The organism is Streptomyces sp. NPDC002125 (assembly GCF_053593715.1).
The window spans coordinates 41,054-57,378 of record NZ_JBSFDD010000008.1 but is presented as its reverse complement, the minus strand read 5'-3'; the positions used below and the strand labels follow the sequence as shown (position 1 = coordinate 57,378).

General features: G+C 70.3%; 16 protein-coding genes. 6 read left to right on the top strand and 10 right to left on the bottom strand.

Annotation, left to right across the window (positions count from 1 at the left end; translation table 11 throughout):
- Nucleotides 1–125: 125 nt before the first annotated feature.
- Nucleotides 126–1,331, bottom strand: coding sequence for an ornithine--oxo-acid transaminase (gene rocD, locus ACWCQM_RS16085; RefSeq protein WP_450915920.1), 1,206 nt, complete (start codon nucleotides 1,329–1,331; stop codon nucleotides 126–128).
- Between the two features lie 258 nt (nucleotides 1,332–1,589).
- Between rocD and trpS the strand changes: the two genes are divergently transcribed.
- Both trpS and ACWCQM_RS16075 read left to right on the top strand, forming a co-directional pair.
- On the top strand, nucleotides 1,590–2,603 hold the full coding sequence (gene trpS, locus ACWCQM_RS16080; RefSeq protein ID WP_450915919.1) for a tryptophan--tRNA ligase: 1,014 nt from the start codon (nucleotides 1,590–1,592) through the stop codon (nucleotides 2,601–2,603).
- Between the two features lie 90 nt (nucleotides 2,604–2,693).
- Nucleotides 2,694–3,284: a 2'-5' RNA ligase family protein gene (locus tag ACWCQM_RS16075; RefSeq protein WP_450915918.1), complete on the top strand. Its 591-nt coding sequence runs from the start codon at nucleotides 2,694–2,696 to the stop codon at nucleotides 3,282–3,284.
- A gap of 36 nt (nucleotides 3,285–3,320) precedes the next feature.
- On the opposite strand, the gene ACWCQM_RS16070 is transcribed toward ACWCQM_RS16075, so the two are convergent.
- On the bottom strand, nucleotides 3,321–4,079 hold the full coding sequence (locus ACWCQM_RS16070) for a decaprenylphospho-beta-D-erythro-pentofuranosid-2-ulose 2-reductase (protein WP_450915917.1): 759 nt from the start codon (nucleotides 4,077–4,079) through the stop codon (nucleotides 3,321–3,323).
- 66 nt (nucleotides 4,080–4,145) lie between these two features.
- On the bottom strand, nucleotides 4,146–5,495 hold the full coding sequence (locus tag ACWCQM_RS16065; protein WP_450915916.1) for an FAD-binding protein: 1,350 nt from the start codon (nucleotides 5,493–5,495) through the stop codon (nucleotides 4,146–4,148).
- Between the two features lie 128 nt (nucleotides 5,496–5,623).
- Between ACWCQM_RS16065 and ACWCQM_RS16060 the strand changes: the two genes are divergently transcribed.
- Nucleotides 5,624–6,610 (top strand): YihY/virulence factor BrkB family protein, encoded by a 987-nt coding sequence (locus ACWCQM_RS16060; RefSeq protein WP_450915915.1) that lies wholly within the window; start codon nucleotides 5,624–5,626, stop codon nucleotides 6,608–6,610.
- On the opposite strand, the gene ACWCQM_RS16055 is transcribed toward ACWCQM_RS16060, so the two are convergent.
- On the bottom strand, nucleotides 6,558–7,811 hold the full coding sequence (locus ACWCQM_RS16055; protein WP_450915914.1) for a D-alanyl-D-alanine carboxypeptidase family protein: 1,254 nt from the start codon (nucleotides 7,809–7,811) through the stop codon (nucleotides 6,558–6,560). The genes ACWCQM_RS16060 and ACWCQM_RS16055 overlap by 53 nt on opposite strands.
- Before the next feature lie 121 nt (nucleotides 7,812–7,932).
- On the opposite strand from ACWCQM_RS16055, the gene ACWCQM_RS16050 reads away from it, so the two are divergent.
- The 3 genes from ACWCQM_RS16050 (at nucleotide 7,933) to ACWCQM_RS16040 (ending at nucleotide 11,298) form a co-directional block, all read left to right on the top strand.
- Nucleotides 7,933–8,253 carry an SCO4848 family membrane protein gene (locus ACWCQM_RS16050; RefSeq protein WP_450915913.1) on the top strand — a complete coding sequence of 107 codons (321 nt, stop codon included), beginning with the start codon at nucleotides 7,933–7,935 and terminating at the stop codon, nucleotides 8,251–8,253.
- A 63-nt stretch (nucleotides 8,254–8,316) separates the two neighbouring features.
- Complete coding sequence (locus tag ACWCQM_RS16045; protein WP_450915912.1) at nucleotides 8,317–9,594, top strand: metallophosphoesterase; 1,278 nt, start codon at nucleotides 8,317–8,319, stop codon at nucleotides 9,592–9,594.
- Between the two features lie 150 nt (nucleotides 9,595–9,744).
- Complete coding sequence (locus ACWCQM_RS16040) at nucleotides 9,745–11,298, top strand: ABC transporter substrate-binding protein (protein ID WP_450915911.1); 1,554 nt, start codon at nucleotides 9,745–9,747, stop codon at nucleotides 11,296–11,298.
- Here ACWCQM_RS16040 and ACWCQM_RS16035 read toward each other — a convergent pair.
- The 6 genes from ACWCQM_RS16035 to ACWCQM_RS16010 all read right to left on the bottom strand — a co-directional run bounded on the left by ACWCQM_RS16035 (nucleotide 11,285) and on the right by ACWCQM_RS16010 (nucleotide 16,321).
- Nucleotides 11,285–12,049, bottom strand: a complete 765-nt coding sequence (locus ACWCQM_RS16035) for a TetR family transcriptional regulator (RefSeq protein WP_450915910.1) — start codon at nucleotides 12,047–12,049, stop codon at nucleotides 11,285–11,287. The genes ACWCQM_RS16040 and ACWCQM_RS16035 overlap by 14 nt on opposite strands.
- A 114-nt stretch (nucleotides 12,050–12,163) precedes the next feature.
- Nucleotides 12,164–12,940, bottom strand: a complete 777-nt coding sequence (locus ACWCQM_RS16030) for a succinate dehydrogenase iron-sulfur subunit (RefSeq protein WP_450915909.1) — start codon at nucleotides 12,938–12,940, stop codon at nucleotides 12,164–12,166.
- On the bottom strand, nucleotides 12,940–14,694 hold the full coding sequence (gene sdhA, locus ACWCQM_RS16025; protein WP_450915908.1) for a succinate dehydrogenase flavoprotein subunit: 1,755 nt from the start codon (nucleotides 14,692–14,694) through the stop codon (nucleotides 12,940–12,942). The genes ACWCQM_RS16030 and sdhA overlap by 1 nt, the downstream gene beginning before the upstream one ends.
- A 30-nt stretch (nucleotides 14,695–14,724) precedes the next feature.
- On the bottom strand, nucleotides 14,725–15,207 hold the full coding sequence (locus ACWCQM_RS16020; RefSeq protein WP_450915907.1) for a succinate dehydrogenase hydrophobic membrane anchor subunit: 483 nt from the start codon (nucleotides 15,205–15,207) through the stop codon (nucleotides 14,725–14,727).
- Between the two features lie 5 nt (nucleotides 15,208–15,212).
- The gene (sdhC, locus tag ACWCQM_RS16015) at nucleotides 15,213–15,593 is read right to left on the bottom strand and encodes a succinate dehydrogenase, cytochrome b556 subunit (protein WP_073744455.1); all 381 of its coding nucleotides are present in this window, start codon (nucleotides 15,591–15,593) and stop codon (nucleotides 15,213–15,215) included.
- 167 nt (nucleotides 15,594–15,760) lie between these two features.
- On the bottom strand, nucleotides 15,761–16,321 hold the full coding sequence (locus tag ACWCQM_RS16010) for a 2-oxo-4-hydroxy-4-carboxy-5-ureidoimidazoline decarboxylase (protein ID WP_450916084.1): 561 nt from the start codon (nucleotides 16,319–16,321) through the stop codon (nucleotides 15,761–15,763).
- Nucleotides 16,322–16,325: the final 4 nt, after the last annotated feature.

The following is a 16,325-nucleotide window of genomic DNA, read 5'->3' as shown; positions in this document are numbered from 1 at the left end:
ATCACGTTCACCGCCCGTGCGGGCCCACTGGTCACGTCCACCGCCCGTGCGGGCCCGCTGGTTACGCACACCGGCCCCCGCGCCCACCGGTCACGTCGACGGGCCCGGGCGCCATCCGGGCCCGCTCAGCCGGACAGCACGTCCCGCAGCTGGTCCAGGCCCCATTCCAGGTCCTCCTTGCTGATCACCAGCGGCGGGGCGATCCGGATCGTGGAGCCATGGGTGTCCTTGACCAGCACCCCGCGGTCCATCAGCTTCTGGGAGATCTCCCGGCCAGTCCCCAGCGCGGGGGCGACGTCGACCCCGGCCCACAGCCCCCGGCCCCGCACGGCCTCCACGGCGCCGCCCCCGACGAGCAGCCCCAGCTCACGGTGGAGGAGATCGCCCAGCTCGGTCGCGCGCTGCTGGAACTCACCGGTGCGCAGCATCGCGATCACCTCCAGGGCGACCGCGCAGGCCAGCGGGTTCCCACCGAACGTGGAGCCGTGCTCGCCCGGCCGGTAGACCCCGAGGACCGCGGCGGAGGACACCACGGCCGACACGGGCACCACGCCGCCGCCCAGCGCCTTGCCCAGCACATACATGTCGGGCACCACGCCCTCGTGCTCGCACGCGAAGGTCCGGCCCGTGCGGCCCAGGCCCGACTGGATCTCGTCCGCGACGAACAGCACGTTCCGTTCGCGGGTCAGCTCCCGCACCCCGGCGAGATAGCCCGGCGGCGGGACCAGCACCCCCGCCTCGCCCTGGATCGGCTCCATCAGCACGGCCACGGTGTTCTCGGTCATCGCCTCCGAGAGCGCGGTGAGATCCCCGTACGGGACGATCTCGAACCCCGGGGTGTACGGGCCGAAGTCCGCCCGTGCCTCGTGGTCCGTGGAGAAGCTGATGACCGTGGTCGTCCTGCCGTGGAAGTTGTCGGCGGCAACGATGATCTTCGCCATGCCGTCCGGCACGCCCTTGACGCGGTAGCCCCACTTCCGGGCCGTCTTCACCGCCGTCTCCACGGCCTCCGCCCCGGTGTTCATGGGCAGGACCATCTCCATGCCGCAGAGCCCGGCCAGCTCCGTACAGAACTCGGCGAACCGGTCGTGGTGGAAGGCCCGTGAGGTCAGGGTCACGCGTTCCAGCTGGGTCTTGGCCGCGTCGATCAGACGCCGGTTGCGGTGCCCGAAGTTCAGGGCCGAGTAGCCGGCGAGCATGTCGAGGTATCTGCGGCCCTCGACATCGGTCATCCAGGCGCCGTCCGCCGAGGCGACGACGACGGGCAACGGGTGGTAGTTGTGCGCGCTGTGCGCCTCGGCGGAGGCGATGGCGTTCTCCGTGGTCGACACGGGATCTCCGTTCGTCGTGCGGCGTGGGCGGGGGTGGTGCCCACTTTGTATCGTCGGTCGGATCCGGGACGGGGAAACCTCGCGCCGCGCGGCGCGCCCCGCAGAGCGCGTCCACGGGGCGTCTCTCCCGTCTCCTTCGTCACACCGTCCGGCGCGCACGGCCGGTGGCGTGGGCCCGGGCCCAGGGGCCGCCGGCGTCCTCACATCTTTCCCGCACCGGCTGCCGGAGATCGGTTCGACACCTGAGACAATGAGTGCATGGCCTCTGATCGTCCCCGCGTGCTCTCCGGAATCCAGCCCACCGCAGGCTCGTTCCACCTCGGCAACTACCTCGGTGCGGTCCGCCAGTGGGTGGCGCTGCAGGAGTCCCACGACGCGTTCTACATGGTGGTGGACCTGCACGCGATCACCGTGCCGCAGGACCCGAAGGAACTCCGCGCCAACACCCGGCTCGCCGCCGCCCAGTTGCTGGCGGCAGGTCTCGACCCGGAGCGCTGCACGCTCTTCGTCCAGAGCCATGTGCCCGAACACGCCCAGCTCGGCTGGATCATGAACTGCCTCACCGGCTTCGGCGAGGCGTCCCGCATGACGCAGTTCAAGGACAAGTCCGCCAAGCAGGGAGCCGACCGGGCGACCGTCGGCCTCTTCACCTACCCGGTCCTCCAGGTGGCCGACATCCTGCTGTACCAGGCCAACCAGGTCCCGGTCGGTGAGGACCAGCGCCAGCACATCGAGCTCACCCGTGACCTCGCCGAGCGGTTCAACGGCCGCTTCGGGGAGACGTTCACCGTCCCGGCCGCGTACATCCTCAAGGAGACCGCGAAGATCTTCGACCTCCAGGACCCGGCGGTCAAGATGAGCAAGTCGGCGTCCACGCCGAAGGGCCTGATCAACCTCCTGGACGACCCGAAGGTCACCGCGAAGAAGGTCAGGAGCGCCGTGACGGACACGGACACCGTGATCCGCTTCGACGCCGAGAAGAAGCCCGGGGTCAGCAACCTGCTGGGCATCTACTCCACCCTCACCGGCACCACCGTCGCCGACCTTGAACAGAAGTACGAGGGCAAGGGCTACGGCGCGCTCAAGACCGACCTCGCCGAGGTCATGGTGGAGTTCGTCACCCCGTTCCGGACGCGGACCCAGGAATATCTGGACGACCCGGAGACCCTGGACTCGCTGCTCGCCAAGGGAGCGGAGAAGGCCAGGACCGTGGCCGCCGAGACCCTCGCCCGGACCTACGACCGGATGGGCCTTCTGCCCGCGAAGCACTGAGTCCAAGGACCCTGGCGAGATCACGGCCGGAGGGGCCACACTGGCGTCGGGACGACCGAAAACAGACCATCGACGATTGAGGAGAACGATGTGGGGACCGTAACGCTTGGCGTTTCGATCGCGGTCCCGGAGCCCTACGGCAGCCTGCTCCAGGAGCGGCGCGCGAGCTTCGGGGACCCTGCCGCGAACGGCATCCCCACCCACGTCACCCTCCTCCCGCCCACCGAGGCCGAGGCGGCCGACCTGCCGGCGATCGAGGCGCATCTCTCCCAGATCGCCACGGCCGGCCGCCCCTTCCCGATGAGGCTCTCCGGCACGGGCACCTTCCGCCCGCTCTCGCCGGTCGTCTACGTCCAGGTCGTCGAGGGCGCCTCGGCCTGCTCCTGGCTCCAGAAGCGGGTCAGGGACGCCTCGGGGCCCCTGGTGCGCGAGCTCCAGTTCCCGTACCACCCGCACGTGACCGTGGCGCACGGCATCGCGGAGGAGGCGATGGACCGCGCCTACGAGGAGCTCTCCTCGTACGAGGCGGCCTGGACCTGTACCTCCTTCGCGCTGTACGAACAGGGCGCGGACAGCGTCTGGCGCAAGATCCACGAGTTCCCGTTCGGGGCCGGCGGCGGCGCGCCCGCCGTACCGGCCCAGGGCGGCAGCTCCGTGGACCAGCCGTCCCTGCGCCCCTGAGCCCGGCAACCGGCCCGGTCCTGCCCCCAGTCCTCCCTAGCGCACCGGGAGCCGCCGGAACAGCGGGCGCGGCACATGCCGCAGGGCCGACATCACCACACGCAGCGCTCCGGGCACCCAGACCGTCTCCGACCGGCGCCGCAGCCCCGTGACGATCGCGTCCGCGACCGCGCCCGGGGTGGTCGCGAGCGGCGCCTCCTCCCGCCCCGCCGTCATGCGTGAGCGCACGAATCCGGGGCGTACGACCATCACGTGCACCCCGGTCCCGTGCAGCGCGTCGCCCAGCCCCTGCGCGAAGACGTCCAGGCCCGCCTTGCTGGAGCCGTAGATGAAGTCGGCGCGCCGGGCCCGCTCGCCCGCCACCGAGGAGAGCACCACCAGCGAGCCATGCCCCTGCGCCTGAAGTGCGCCGGCGCACACCAAGCCCGCCGAGACCGCCCCCGTGTAGTTGGTCTGCGCCACCCGGACCGCGGAGAGCGGTTCCTCCTCGTCGCGCGCCTGGTCGCCCAGGACGCCGAAGGCCAGCAGGACCATGTCGATGTCGCCGTCGGCGAAGAGCTTCCCGAGCACCTCCTCGTGCGAGCCGGAGTCCAGCGCGTCGAAGGCGACCGTACGGACGTCCGCGCCCAGTTCGCGCAGCTCGGCGGCGGCCCGCTCCAGCCCGGGGGACGGCCGCCCGGCCAGCCGCACGGTCCGGGTGCGGCGGGCGATCAGCCGGCGCGCGGTGGCCAGCCCGATCTCCGAGGTGCCGCCGAGGATGAGCAGGGACTGCGGGGCACCGAAGGCGTCCTTCACGGGGTGACTCCTAGCTGGCAGAGCGGTGGGGAGGGGCGGAGCGGACGGGCGGGGCCGCCCGGCGGGTCAGAGCGCGAGACGGCGGGACAGGTCGGACCGGAAGGCCCCCGTCGGGTCCAGCTCCTGGCGCAGGGCCCGGAAGGCGGCCAGCCGGGGGTACATCACTTCGAGCAGGCTGGGCCGCAGCCGCGCGTCCTTCGCCAGGCAGACCCGGCCGCCGGCCGCCGCCACCTCCTCGTCGAACCCGTCGAGCAGCCGCGCGAGGCCGGGCAGCCCGGCAGGCAGCCCGAAGGAGAGCGTCCAGCCGGGCCTGGGGAACGAGAGCCAGCCGGGCCCCGCCTCGCCGAACCGCTTGAGCACGGCGTGGAAGGCGGGACAGCGGCGCGCGGCGATCTGCCGGACGATGCGGTGCAGGGTCTCCTCGTGGCCGTGCCCGAGGGTGAACTGGTACTGGAGGACGCCGCCGCGGCCCGGGAAGCGGCTCCACCGGGGAACGGCGTCCAGCGGGTGGAGGAAGGCGGGGATCCGCTGGAGCTCCCCGGCCCGCACGGCGGGCGTGCCCCGGTGGCGGAGCTCGTGCAGCAACGCCCCGGACACCCGCCCCGCCAGGCCCCCGGGCAGGAGCGCGGAGGCCGCCGGCAGGCGTCCGGGACGGAACGTGAGCGCTGTGCGCCGGGCGTGCGCCGGGAGCGCGTCCAGAGGCACATGCGCCCCCCTGGTCACGATGGCGCGCCCGGTGGCCTTCCCGCGCGCCAGCAGATCGACCCGGGCCGCCGCGTACGGCGTGCCCGCCCCGCACGCGGCGAGCCGCGCCAGCGCCTCGTCCAGGTCGGCGGCCCGCGCGGTGTCGACCGACATCAGCGAGGTGGTGACGGGACGCAGTGCCAGGGTGGCGGAGAGGATCACCCCGGTCAGCCCCAGGCCGCCCGCCGTCGCGTCGAACAGGCCGGTGCCCGGCAGGACCGTGCGCACGTCGCCGTCGGCGGTCAGCAACTCCAGGGAGCGCACATGCCGGGTGAAGGAGCCGGAGGCCAGGTGGTTCCTGCCGTGGACGTCCGAGCCGATCGCCCCGCCGACGGTCACATGGCGGGTCGCCGGGGTGACCGGGACGAACCAGCCGAGCGGGAGCAGCGCCTCCATCAGCCGGTGGAGGCTGACCCCGGCGTCGCAGACCACCGTCCCCGCGACGGTGTCGACCGTGTGGATGCGGTCCAGCGCGGTCATGTCGACCACGGACCCGCCCGCGTTCTGCGCCGCGTCACCGTGGGCGCGGCCCAGCCCCCGGGCGACGACACCGCGGGGCCCGCGGCCCCGCACCGCGACGGCGGCGTCCTCGTACGTACGGGGGCGGAACCGCACGGCGGTCGTCGGGGAGGTGCGGCCCCAGCCGGTCAAGGACACCGTGTCGACAGACATGGTCGTGACCGTATCGCCAGAGAAAACCCTTTTGAGGGATTTGTTACAGCACTCACCGAAATGGGTGATTGCTGATCCAGGAGGCTCCTGACGCCGGTTTTCCGCGTCCGGACGGGTACGCGTACGTCATGGACTGGCTGAAGAACCTTCCCGTCATCGGGCCGCTCGTCGCTCGGCTGATGGAGACGCACGCCTGGCGCTCCTTCGAGACCCTGCAACGGGTCCACTGGAGCAGGCTCGCCGCCGCGATCACCTTCCTCAGCTTCCTCGCGCTCTTCCCGCTGATCGCGGTGGGCGCCGCGATCGGCGCCGCGCTGCTCTCCCAGGACCAGCTCGACACGATCGAGGACAAGCTCACCGAGCAGGTGCCCGGCATCTCGGACCAGCTCGGCATCGACAACCTCGTGGCCCACGCGGGCACGGTGGGTGTGGTCGCCGGTGCGCTGCTGCTCTTCACCGGCATCGGCTGGATCGGCTCCATGAGGGACTGCCTGCGTGCCGTGTGGGAGAAGGACGACGTGGACGAGGGCAATCCGGTCGTCCGCAAGCTCAAGGACGCCGGTCTGCTGTTCGGCCTCGGCGGCGCCGTCCTCGTGACGCTCGCCGTCTCCACCGTCGCCTCGACCGCCATCGGCTGGACGGCCGACCGGCTGGGCATCCCCGAGGACGGCGCCGGCGGGATGCTGCTCCAGGCCGCCGCCGTGGTGGTGGCCGTCCTCGCGGACTTCCTGATCCTGCTCTACCTGCTGACCCTGCTCCCGGGCGTGGAACCGCCGCGCCGCCGTCTGATCGTGGCCGGACTGGTCGGCGCGGTCGGGTTCGAACTGCTCAAGCTGCTGCTCGGCAGCTATATGAGGGACGTCGCGTCGAAGAGCATGTACGGCGCCTTCGGCGTGCCGATCGCGCTCCTCCTCTGGATCAACTTCAGCGCCAAGCTCCTGCTGGTCTGCGCCGCCTGGACGGCGACGCCCAGCAAGGAGGAGTCCCGCGAGAAGGATGAGCCCGTGGAGGAAGGGCCCGGAGGGGACGGGAGGAGCGCGGGCGGCGGCGGAGGCAAGGGCGTCAGCGACGCGGAAGGCGGCGGACCAGGTCCGGCAGCGGCCAGCGCCGGTTGACCAGGAACACCCCGGCCGCCAGGAGCACCAGCACCCCGCCCACGACCGACAGCGCGGTCCAGACCCCGCCGGTACCGGCCGCGGCCGCGTGCGCCGTCGTGGCCGGCACCTCCTTGGCCTCGGCCTTGTCCGCGCCCGCCGCGGGCTCCGAGCCCTTCGCGCTGTCGGTCACGGCGGACTTCGGCGGCACCAGCTCACCCACCGGGGTCACCTTGCCGCTGGCCGAGAAGCCCCAGTCGAGCAGGCTCGCGGCCTCCTTGTAGACGGCGTGGCTCTCCTCCGACGACGGGTTCATGACGGTCACCAGGAGGACCTTCCCGTCGCGTTCGGCGATCCCCGTGAAGGTGTTGCCCGCGTGGGTCGTGTAGCCGTTCTTGACCCCCGCGATGCCCTTGTACGGCTCCACCCCGATGTCACCGGTGATCAGCCGGTTGGTGTTCTGGATCTCGAAGGTCTCGCGCTTCTTGCCCTTCTTCTTCTCGCCGGGGAACTCGGCGGTCGCCGTCGCCGCGTACTCGCGGAAGTCGGCCTTCTGCATACCGCTCCGGGCGAACAGCGTCAGGTCGTACGCGCTGGAGACCTGGTTCGGGGCGTCGTAACCGTCGGGCGAGACGACCCTCGTGTCCAGGGCCTGGAGCTCCTCGGCGTGCCGCTGCATCGCGGCGACCGTCGCGGGCACGCCGCCGTACATCTCGGACAGCACGTGCACGGCGTCGTTGCCGGAGCGCAGGAACACACCGAGCCACAGGTCGTGGACCGTGTAGGTGTGGTCCTCCTTGACGCCCACCAGGCTGCTGCCCGCGCCCACGCCGGCGAGCTCCTCCTCGGTCACCATGTGGGTGAGGGTCTTGGGCTGGAGGGCGGGCAGCACCGTGTCGGCGAAGAGCATCTTCAGGGTGGAGGCGGGCGGCAGCCGCCAGTGCGCGTTGTGCGCCGCGAGCACCTGCCCGTTCTCCGCGTCGGCGACGATCCACGACCGGGCGCTGAGTTCCTTGGGCAGCACCGGGGCGCCGGGGCCCAGCTGGACCTGGGTACCCACCCTGCCCAGCCGCTCGCCGCCCAGGGTCGACATCGGAACGGTCGGCTTCGGCTGTTTGTCGTCGGTCTTGTCCTTGTCGGCCGCCCCTGCGGGACTGACGACAGATACGGACAGCAACGCAGCAGAGATGACCGTCAATACGGTCTTTTTCAGAGCAGGCACGGTCGGAAACGTACAGGGCGTTGACGGGTATCGGGACCCGGATGGCCTGACCCGCCGTGCGTACCGCCGGGACAGCCCACCCCGTGCGAGCTTACGCAGGGGTGACGGCGATACTGGGGGCATGAAGCTCAGCCGCCCCGTTTCCTGGTTCCTGCTCGTCTTCGGAGCATGGAGCTGGGTCATCTGGGTCACCTTTGTGAAGAACCTCTGGAAGGACGGCAGCGGGCTCGCGTTCGACGACGCGGGCGACCCGACCGCCTACTTCTGGGTCCATCTCCTGCTCGCCGTCACGTCGTTTCTTCTGGGGACGGCCGTGGGCGTCATCGGGTTCCGCGGTGTCAGGGCCCTGCGCCGTGAAGCCGGTTCGGGAGGGGGCCGGGAGGACGGGCAGGAATCCGGTCCCGGATCCGGGCACGAAGCCGCTCGCGAAGGCGTTCGCTAAGGCAGATGGCGTGCCGGACGAGGATGGACGTCCGGACAGGACCGGTTCAGCGGGGGAGCGTACGTGGTAGTGGTCTTCGTGCTCGTGGCGGTGGCGGTGCTCGCGCTGCTCGCCGGGGTGCACAGATATCTGTGGCGCCGGCTGATCGGTGACACCACGCTCCCCGGAAGCCTCGCGCGCCGTGCGGGCACCGTGGCGGCCTTCGTGCTTCCCCTGCTCTCCGTCGGAGCCCTCGTCTCCAGCCGCTCCGGCTTCCCCTTCGCACTCCAGCAGGTGCTGGCCTGGCCCGGCTATCTCTGGCTGGCCGCCCTGCTCTATCTGACGCTCGCCCTGCTGGCCGGGGAGGCCGTGCGCCCCCTGCTGCGCCGCTTCCTGGCCCGCAAGGACGGGGCCGCCGGCGCGGAGAGCGAGGAGCGGGCCGTGGCCGCCGTCGCGGCCTCCGACGCCGGCTCCGGCAGCACCCGCACCGACACCACCCCCCGCGCCGAGGCTCCCGCCGCCCCGGCCGTCGCCGACCCCTCGCGCCGGCTGTTCGTCGCCCGCGCCGTCGGCGGAGCTGCCGCCCTGGCCGGGCTCGGCACCGTCGCCAACGGCACGTACGGCGTGCTCCGCGGCCCCAGCACCAAGCGCATCACCGTCCCGCTCGCCGGGCTGCCGCGCTCCGCCCACGGCTTCCGCATCGCCGTGGTCAGCGACATCCACCTCGGCCCGATCCTGGGGCGCGCGCACACCCAGCGCATCGTCGACGCGATCAACGCCACCAGCCCCGATCTGGTCGCCGTCGTCGGCGACCTCGTCGACGGCTCCGTGGCCGACCTCGGCCCCGCCGCCGAACCGCTCGCCCGTCTCGAATCACGCCACGGCAGCTACTTCGTCACCGGCAACCACGAGTACTTCTCGGGTGCCGCGGAGTGGGTCGACCACGTCCGCGAGCTGGGGCTGCACCCCCTGGAGAACGCCCGCGTCGAGATCAGCGGCTTCGATCTCGCGGGTGTCAACGACGTGGCGGGCGAGAGCGAGGGCCAGGGCCCCGACTTCGCCCGCGCGCTCGGCGACCGCGACCGCAGCCGCGCCTCGGTCCTCCTCGCGCACCAGCCGGTCGTCATCGACGAGGCCGTCGAATACGGCGTCGGACTCCAGCTCTCCGGCCACACCCACGGCGGCCAGCTCTGGCCCGGCAATCTGCTGGCCGGGTTCGCGAACCCCACCGTCGCCGGCTACGAGCGTTACGGAGACACCCAGTTGTACGTCTCGCGGGGCGCCGGAGCCTGGGGCCCGCCCGTGCGGGTGGGTGCTCCGTCCGACATCACCGTGGTCCAACTCGCCTCCCACCAGGCATGACCTGACCCGGAGAGCCGGAATGGGCCGAACCTGTGAGCAACCCACCCGAACTTCCAGATGTGAATATCGTGTGATTGGGTGAGGAAGAACATGCGGCGATGTGCCTTTCTGTGCACATGAGCCGGGGTGGGTTGCAAGGGAGCACGGCACATGCGGTTGATCCGTCTTCGGATTCTCGCGATTCTGGCGGTACTGGTCATCGCAGGCGTAGGAGCCTGGCAACTTCTCCCATCGGATGAGGAGAACCAGACGCCGGTCACGGTCGGCACATCCGACGAGGTCACCTCGCTGGACCCGGCGGGCGCGTACGACGCGGGTTCCTGGGCGATCTACAGCAACCTCTACCAGTCCCTCATGACCTTCAGGTCCGGGGCCGTCGTGCCGGAACCCGACGCGGCCGAGAGCTGCGCCTTCATCGGCCAGAAGCTCCAGACCTACCGCTGCACCCTGAGGGACGACCTGACCTTCTCCAGCGGCCGCAAGATCACGGCGAAGGACGTCAAGTACTCCTTCGACCGCATGCTGAAGATCAAGGCGGACGTCGGCCCCTCGGTGCTGTTCCCCAGCCTCACCAATGTCGTGGCCGAGGGCCGCACGATCACCTTCAACCTCTCCGCACGGGACGCGACGTTCCCGCAGAAGCTCGCCACGGGCGCCGGGTCCATCGTCGACCCGGCGAACTACCCCAAGGACAAGCTCCGCACGGGGAACCAGGTCGACGGCTCCGGTCCGTACACCCTGAAGTCGTACGTGCCCGGCGCCTCCGCGGAACTGGTGCCCAACCCGGCCTACAAGGGCGCTCTGAAGACCACCGGTGGCCCGGTGAACATCCGCTACTTCGAGGGCTCCGAGGCGCTCCAGGCGGCCTGGGCGGCCGGCGACGTGGACGTCACCCACCGTCAGCTGCCGTCCGAGACCCTCGCCGAGCTCGACCCGGGCGCCACCGACATGCGCGTCACCGAGATGGACAGCGCCGAGATCCGCAACCTCGTCTTCAACGTCAGGGACGGCTCGCCGCTCTCGGACAAGCGGGTCCGCCAGGCCATCGCCTGGATCATCGACCGCGGACCGCTGGTCTCGGACGTGTACAAGAGCACCGTCGACCCGCTCTACTCGCTGATCCCGCAGGGCTACATCGGGCACAGCACGCCCTTCTTCGACGCCTATCCGCAGCCGGACTCCAAGCGAGCCCGGGCGCTGATGGAGAAGGCGGGTGTGGAGCTGCCGCTGCACATCACCTTCGCCCACCGCGACGACGACGCCAACAAGGAGGAGTCCGCCGAGCTGGTCCGCCAGCTGGAGAAGGACGGGCTGTTCGAGGTCACGGAGAAGGCCGTCGAATGGCAGGCCTTCCAGAAGGGCTACGCGGCCGGTGAGTACGACGCGTACACCGTGGGCTGGCTCCCCGACTTCCCGGACCCCGACACCTTCAGCCAGCCGCTGGTCGGCCGCGAGAGCTCCCTCCACAACGGCTACGTCAGCTCGAAGATGGACGCGCTGATCTCCGCCACCCAGCAGTACAGCGACCGCGGCCGGACCTCGGCCGACTTCAAGGAGCTCCAGGAGCTGGTCGGCGAGGACGTGCCGCTGGTCCCGCTGTGGCAGAAGAAGGACTACGTCGTCAGCAAGCAGAGCGTGTCCGGATCCCAGTACCTCTCCGACGGCACCGGGATCTGGCGGCTCTGGGAACTCAGCTGGATCTGACGTCCTGAGCGCCGCCTGAGCCGGCGCCGGGCAGGAACTCCACCAGTACGTCGTGGATCTGCCGCACGAGCGGTCGCAGCACCCGGAAGCGGGAGAGCGCGATCGCCCGTGCGGCCAGCGGCGCCGTGCGCTCGACGAGCCTGCGGCTGCGCTCGGTGTTCTCGGAGCGGTCGTAGACCCAGAACAGCACCAGGCCCATCTGCATCAGCCACATCAGCTCCGGCAGCAGCCGGGCCAGTTCCGGGTCGGCCTTGACCGAGGAGCCCGACAGGCAGCGCTCGTGCAGGGCGACGACCGCGTCGCGGGCATCGGCCGACTCCCGGGAGAACGGGGAGAGCGGGCTGTCCGGATCGGCGGCGTTCTTGAAGAACTGGGCGGCGAAGCGGTGGTACGGCCCCGCCACGTCCAGCCAGCGGTGCAGCACACCCCGGATGCGTACGGCGAGATCCCTGTCCCCCGCCAGAACCGGACCGACTGCGGCCGTGTGCTCGGCGGCGATCCGGTCGTAGAAGCCCTGGACGAGGTGCTCCTTCGAGGAGAAGTAGTAGTACGCGTTCCCGACGGATACCCCCGCCTCCTGGGCGATGGCACGCATCGTGGTCCGGTCGTAGCCGCGCTCCTCGAAGAGCCGGAGCGCGGTCTCCAGGATCAGGGTGCGGGTCTGCTCGCTCTTCGGCGCCTTGGACCTGCCGGCCGGCCGCCCGCCGACGGTCCCGGGACCTTCGGCCACGTTCTTCTGTTGCTTCACCACGGTCCCAAGGCTATCGGGGGGATCGTCCCGCCGGACCCGGCCCCGCACACCAGGAGGCCCCGTCCCCCGCACGGTGCGTGCGCGGGACGGGGCCTCCTGAGGTACCGCGGTGGGTCAGAAGCGACGCGTGATCAGCGCGCGCTTCACTTCCTGGATCGCCTTGGTGACCTCGATGCCACGCGGGCAGGCGTCCGTGCAGTTGAACGTCGTGCGGCAACGCCACACACCGTCACGGTCGTTGAGGATCTCCAGGCGCTGCTCGCCGCCCTCGTCACGCGAGTCGAAGATGAACCGGTGCGCGTTGACGATGGCCGCCGGGCCGAAGTACTGGCCGTCGTTCCAGAACACCGGGCACGAGGACGTGCACGCGGCGCACAGGATGCACTTGGTGGTGTCGTCGAAGCGCTCGCGGTCCTCGGGGGACTGCAGGCGCTCACGCGTCGGCTCGTTGCCCTTGGTGATGAGGAAGGGCATGACATCGCGGTAGGCCTGGAAGAACGGGTCCATGTCGACCACGAGGTCCTTGAGGACCGTGAGGCCCTTGATGGCCTCGATCGTGATCGGCTTCTCCGGGTTGATGTCCTTGATCAGCGTCTTGCAGGCGAGCCTGTTCTTGCCGTTGATCCGCATCGCGTCGGAGCCGCAGATGCCGTGCGCGCAGGAGCGGCGGAACGTCAGGGTGCCGTCCGTCTCCCACTTGATCTTGTGAAGGGCGTCGAGCACACGCTCCTTCGGGTCGATCGAGATCTGGAAGTCCTGCCACTGGGCCTCGTCGGAGACCTCGGGGTTGAAGCGGCGGATCCGGAACGTGACCGTGATGTACGGGGAGTCGGCGAAGCCTGCCTCGGGCTCGGGGGCCTTGTCCGACTTCTCCAGGGTGGGGGTTGCCATCAGTACTTACGCTCCATCGGCTGGTAGCGGGTCGTGACGACCGGCTTGTAGTCGAGCCGGATCGACTCGGTGCCGTCGTCCGCGACCTCGCGGTACGCCATGGTGTGGCGCATGAAGTTGACGTCGTCGCGGTTCGGGTAGTCCTCGCGGTAGTGACCGCCGCGGGACTCCTTGCGGGCCAGCGCGGAGGTCGCCATGACCTCGGCCAGGTCGAGCAGGTTGCCCAGCTCGATGGCCTCCAGCAGGTCGGTGTTGAACCGCTTGCCCTTGTCCTGGATGGACACGTCGAGGTAGCGCCTGCGCAGCTCGGCGATCTTGTCCACCGCGGTCTTGATGGTCTGCTCGGTGCGGAACACCATCACGTTGGCGTCCATGCACTCCTGGAGCTCCAGGCGCAGCGCCGAGACGCGCTCGGTGCCCGTGGAGTTCCGCAGCCGCTCGACCTGGTCCTGGACCAGCTGGGCCGGGTTCTCGGGAAGCGCGACGAAGTCGTTCTTCTCGGCGTACTCGGCGGCGGCGATGCCCGACCGGCGTCCGAAGACGTTGATGTCGAGCAGCGAGTTGGTGCCGAGGCGGTTGGCGCCGTGCACGGAGACACAGGCGACCTCGCCGGCGGCGTACAGGCCCGGGACGACGGTGGTGTTGTCGGCCAGCACCTCGCCCTCGACGTTGGTCGGGATGCCGCCCATGGCGTAGTGCGCGGTCGGCTGGATCGGGATCGGGTCCGTGTAGGGCTCGATGCCGAGGTAGGTGCGCGCGAACTCGGTGATGTCCGGGAGCTTGGCGTCCAGCTGCTCCGGCGGGAGGTGGGTGAGGTCGAGGTAGACGTGGTCGCCCTCGGGACCGCAGCCGCGGCCCTCACGGATCTCCGTGTAGATGGAGCGGGACACGACGTCACGGGACGCGAGGTCCTTCATGACCGGCGCGTACTTCTCCATGAAGCGCTCGCCGTCCTTGTTGCGGAGGATGCCGCCCTCACCGCGGGCGCCCTCCGTCAGCAGGATGCCCATGCGCCAGATGCCCGTCGGGTGGAACTGGAAGAACTCCATGTCCTCCAGCGGCAGACCCCGGCGGTAGCAGGCGGCCTGGCCGTCACCGGTCAGGGTGTGCGCGTTCGACGTCACCTTGAAGAACTTGCCGGTGCCGCCCGAGGCGTAGATGACCGACTTCGCCTGGAAGACGTGGATCTCGCCGGTGGCCAGCTCGTAGGCGACGACGCCGGCGGACTTCTTGACGCCGTCCACCTCGACGACCAGCTGGTCCAGGACGTAGAACTCGTTGAAGAACTCCACGCCCTCCTTGACGCAGTTCTGGTACAGCGTCTGGAGGATCATGTGGCCGGTGCGGTCGCCCGAGTAGCAGGCGCGGCGGACGGGGGCCTCACCGTGGTTGCGGGAGTGGCCGCCGAAGCGGCGCTGGTCGATCTTGCCCTCGGGCGTACGGCCGAACGGCAGGCCCATCTTCTCCAGGTCGAGAACGGCGTCGATGGCCTCCTTCGCGAGGATCTCGGCGGCGTCCTGGTCGACCAGGTAGTCGCCGCCCTTGATCGTGTCGAAGGTGTGCCACTCCCAGTTGTCCTCCTCCACGTTGGCGAGCGCGGCGGCCATGCCGCCCTGCGCCGCGCCCGTGTGGGAGCGGGTGGGGTAGAGCTTCGTCAGCACGGCGGTGCGGCTGCGCTTGGTCGACTCGATGGCCGCGCGCATGCCGGCGCCGCCGGCGCCGACGATGACGGTGTCGTACTTGTGGATCTGCATGGTTTTCCTCTGGTCCCTCTGTCCCGGCGCCTAGCGGATGTTCGGGTCGAAGGTGAAGATCACCAGCGTGCCCAGCAGGACGGTGAACACCGTGGCGGTGTACAGGAGCATCTTCAGCCAGAAGCGGGTGTTGTCCCGCTCGGCGTAGTCGTTGATGACCGTACGGAGGCCGTTGGCACCGTGGAGCATGGCGAGCCACAGCATCGCCAGGTCCCAGACCTGCCAGAACGGCGAGGCCCAGCGGCCCGCGACGAAGGCGAAACCGATCTTGGAGACGCCGCCGTCCAGCACCAGCTGGATCAGCAGGTGGCCGATGACGAGAACGACCAGCACGATGCCCGACAGGCGCATGAAGAGCCAGGCGTACATCTCGAAGTTGGTGCGCGAACCCTTGGGGGTCTTGCCCGTGCGCTTGCGCGGGGGCTCGATCACGGGGGCGGGGTTGTCGACGTCGTACAGGCTCACGCCCTCGACGTCACCGATCGCCGACGAGGAAGAAGTCTCGGTGGACATTGGCTTCAGCTCCCGAAGACTTCGCGTACGGCGTGACCGAGTACGGGGTACAGGGCCCCGACCATCAGCACGATCCAGATACCGAGGACGGTCCAGAGCATCTGCTTCTGGTAGCGCGGGCCCTTGGCCCAGAAGTCCACGGCGACGATCCGGAGACCGTTCAGCGCGTGGAAGAGGATCGCGGCCACCAGGCCGTACTCGAGCAGCGCTACGAGCGGGGTCTTGTAGGTGGCCACGACCTCGTCGTACGCCTCGGGGGAGACACGCACGAGAGCGGTGTCCAGGACGTGTACGAACAGGAAGAAGAAAATGAGGACACCGGTGACTCGATGAGCCACCCAGGACCACATGCCTTCCCGGCCGCGGTACAGCGTTCCAGCCGGCACGGAAGAACCCTCCGGGAGCGGGGATTGGGGTCGGCCGGCTTGACTGTCGGTCTGACCCGGCCGGGTACGGTCCACCGGCCCCGGCCATCGTAGCGACGCTTTGTCGGTTCCATGGCGGCGGGGCCTGGCGGTGTGATCAAAGTGGCAATCAAACAGGCACGGACGGGCTACTGAGGGTCATATGCCACCGGGCGGAACGGGTCGGGCGTCCGGCCCGCCTCCGTCACCAGCTCGATGATGCGGCCCCGGGCGAGTCGTCGCATCTCCTCCGCGGTCAGGGAACGCTCCTCGTCCGGCTCGTGCGCGAGCCGGGTGCGGATGGCGGCCAGCACCTGGTCGACGTGGAGCGAGGGCCGCAGCCCGTCGAGGCAGATCACGAAGACATGGCCGAAGCGGCTCTCGTACGCGGCGTGGGCGGCGCGCAGCGCCAGATGGGCCGCGCGGGGCGCGTCGTGGTGCAGGCAGGGCGCGCTCTCCGCGGCGAGTGCCTCGGAGATGTCCGCGGGCGCGAGGTCGTACCCCGCCTCGTCGGAGGCCGCGAGCAGGGTGTCCAGGTCCGGGTAGGGGCGGTGGGCCGCCAGCCGCAGTGCCCAGCGGCTGCTGCCGCAGCACTCCAGCAGGGCGGCCTCGGCGAGCTCCCGGGGCCAGGCGTTGAAGCGGGCCAGCCCGCTCGAGTGGGCACTCCCGCGCGTACTCACCGACACTGGTTCCGGAACGGGGGCCTCCACCGAG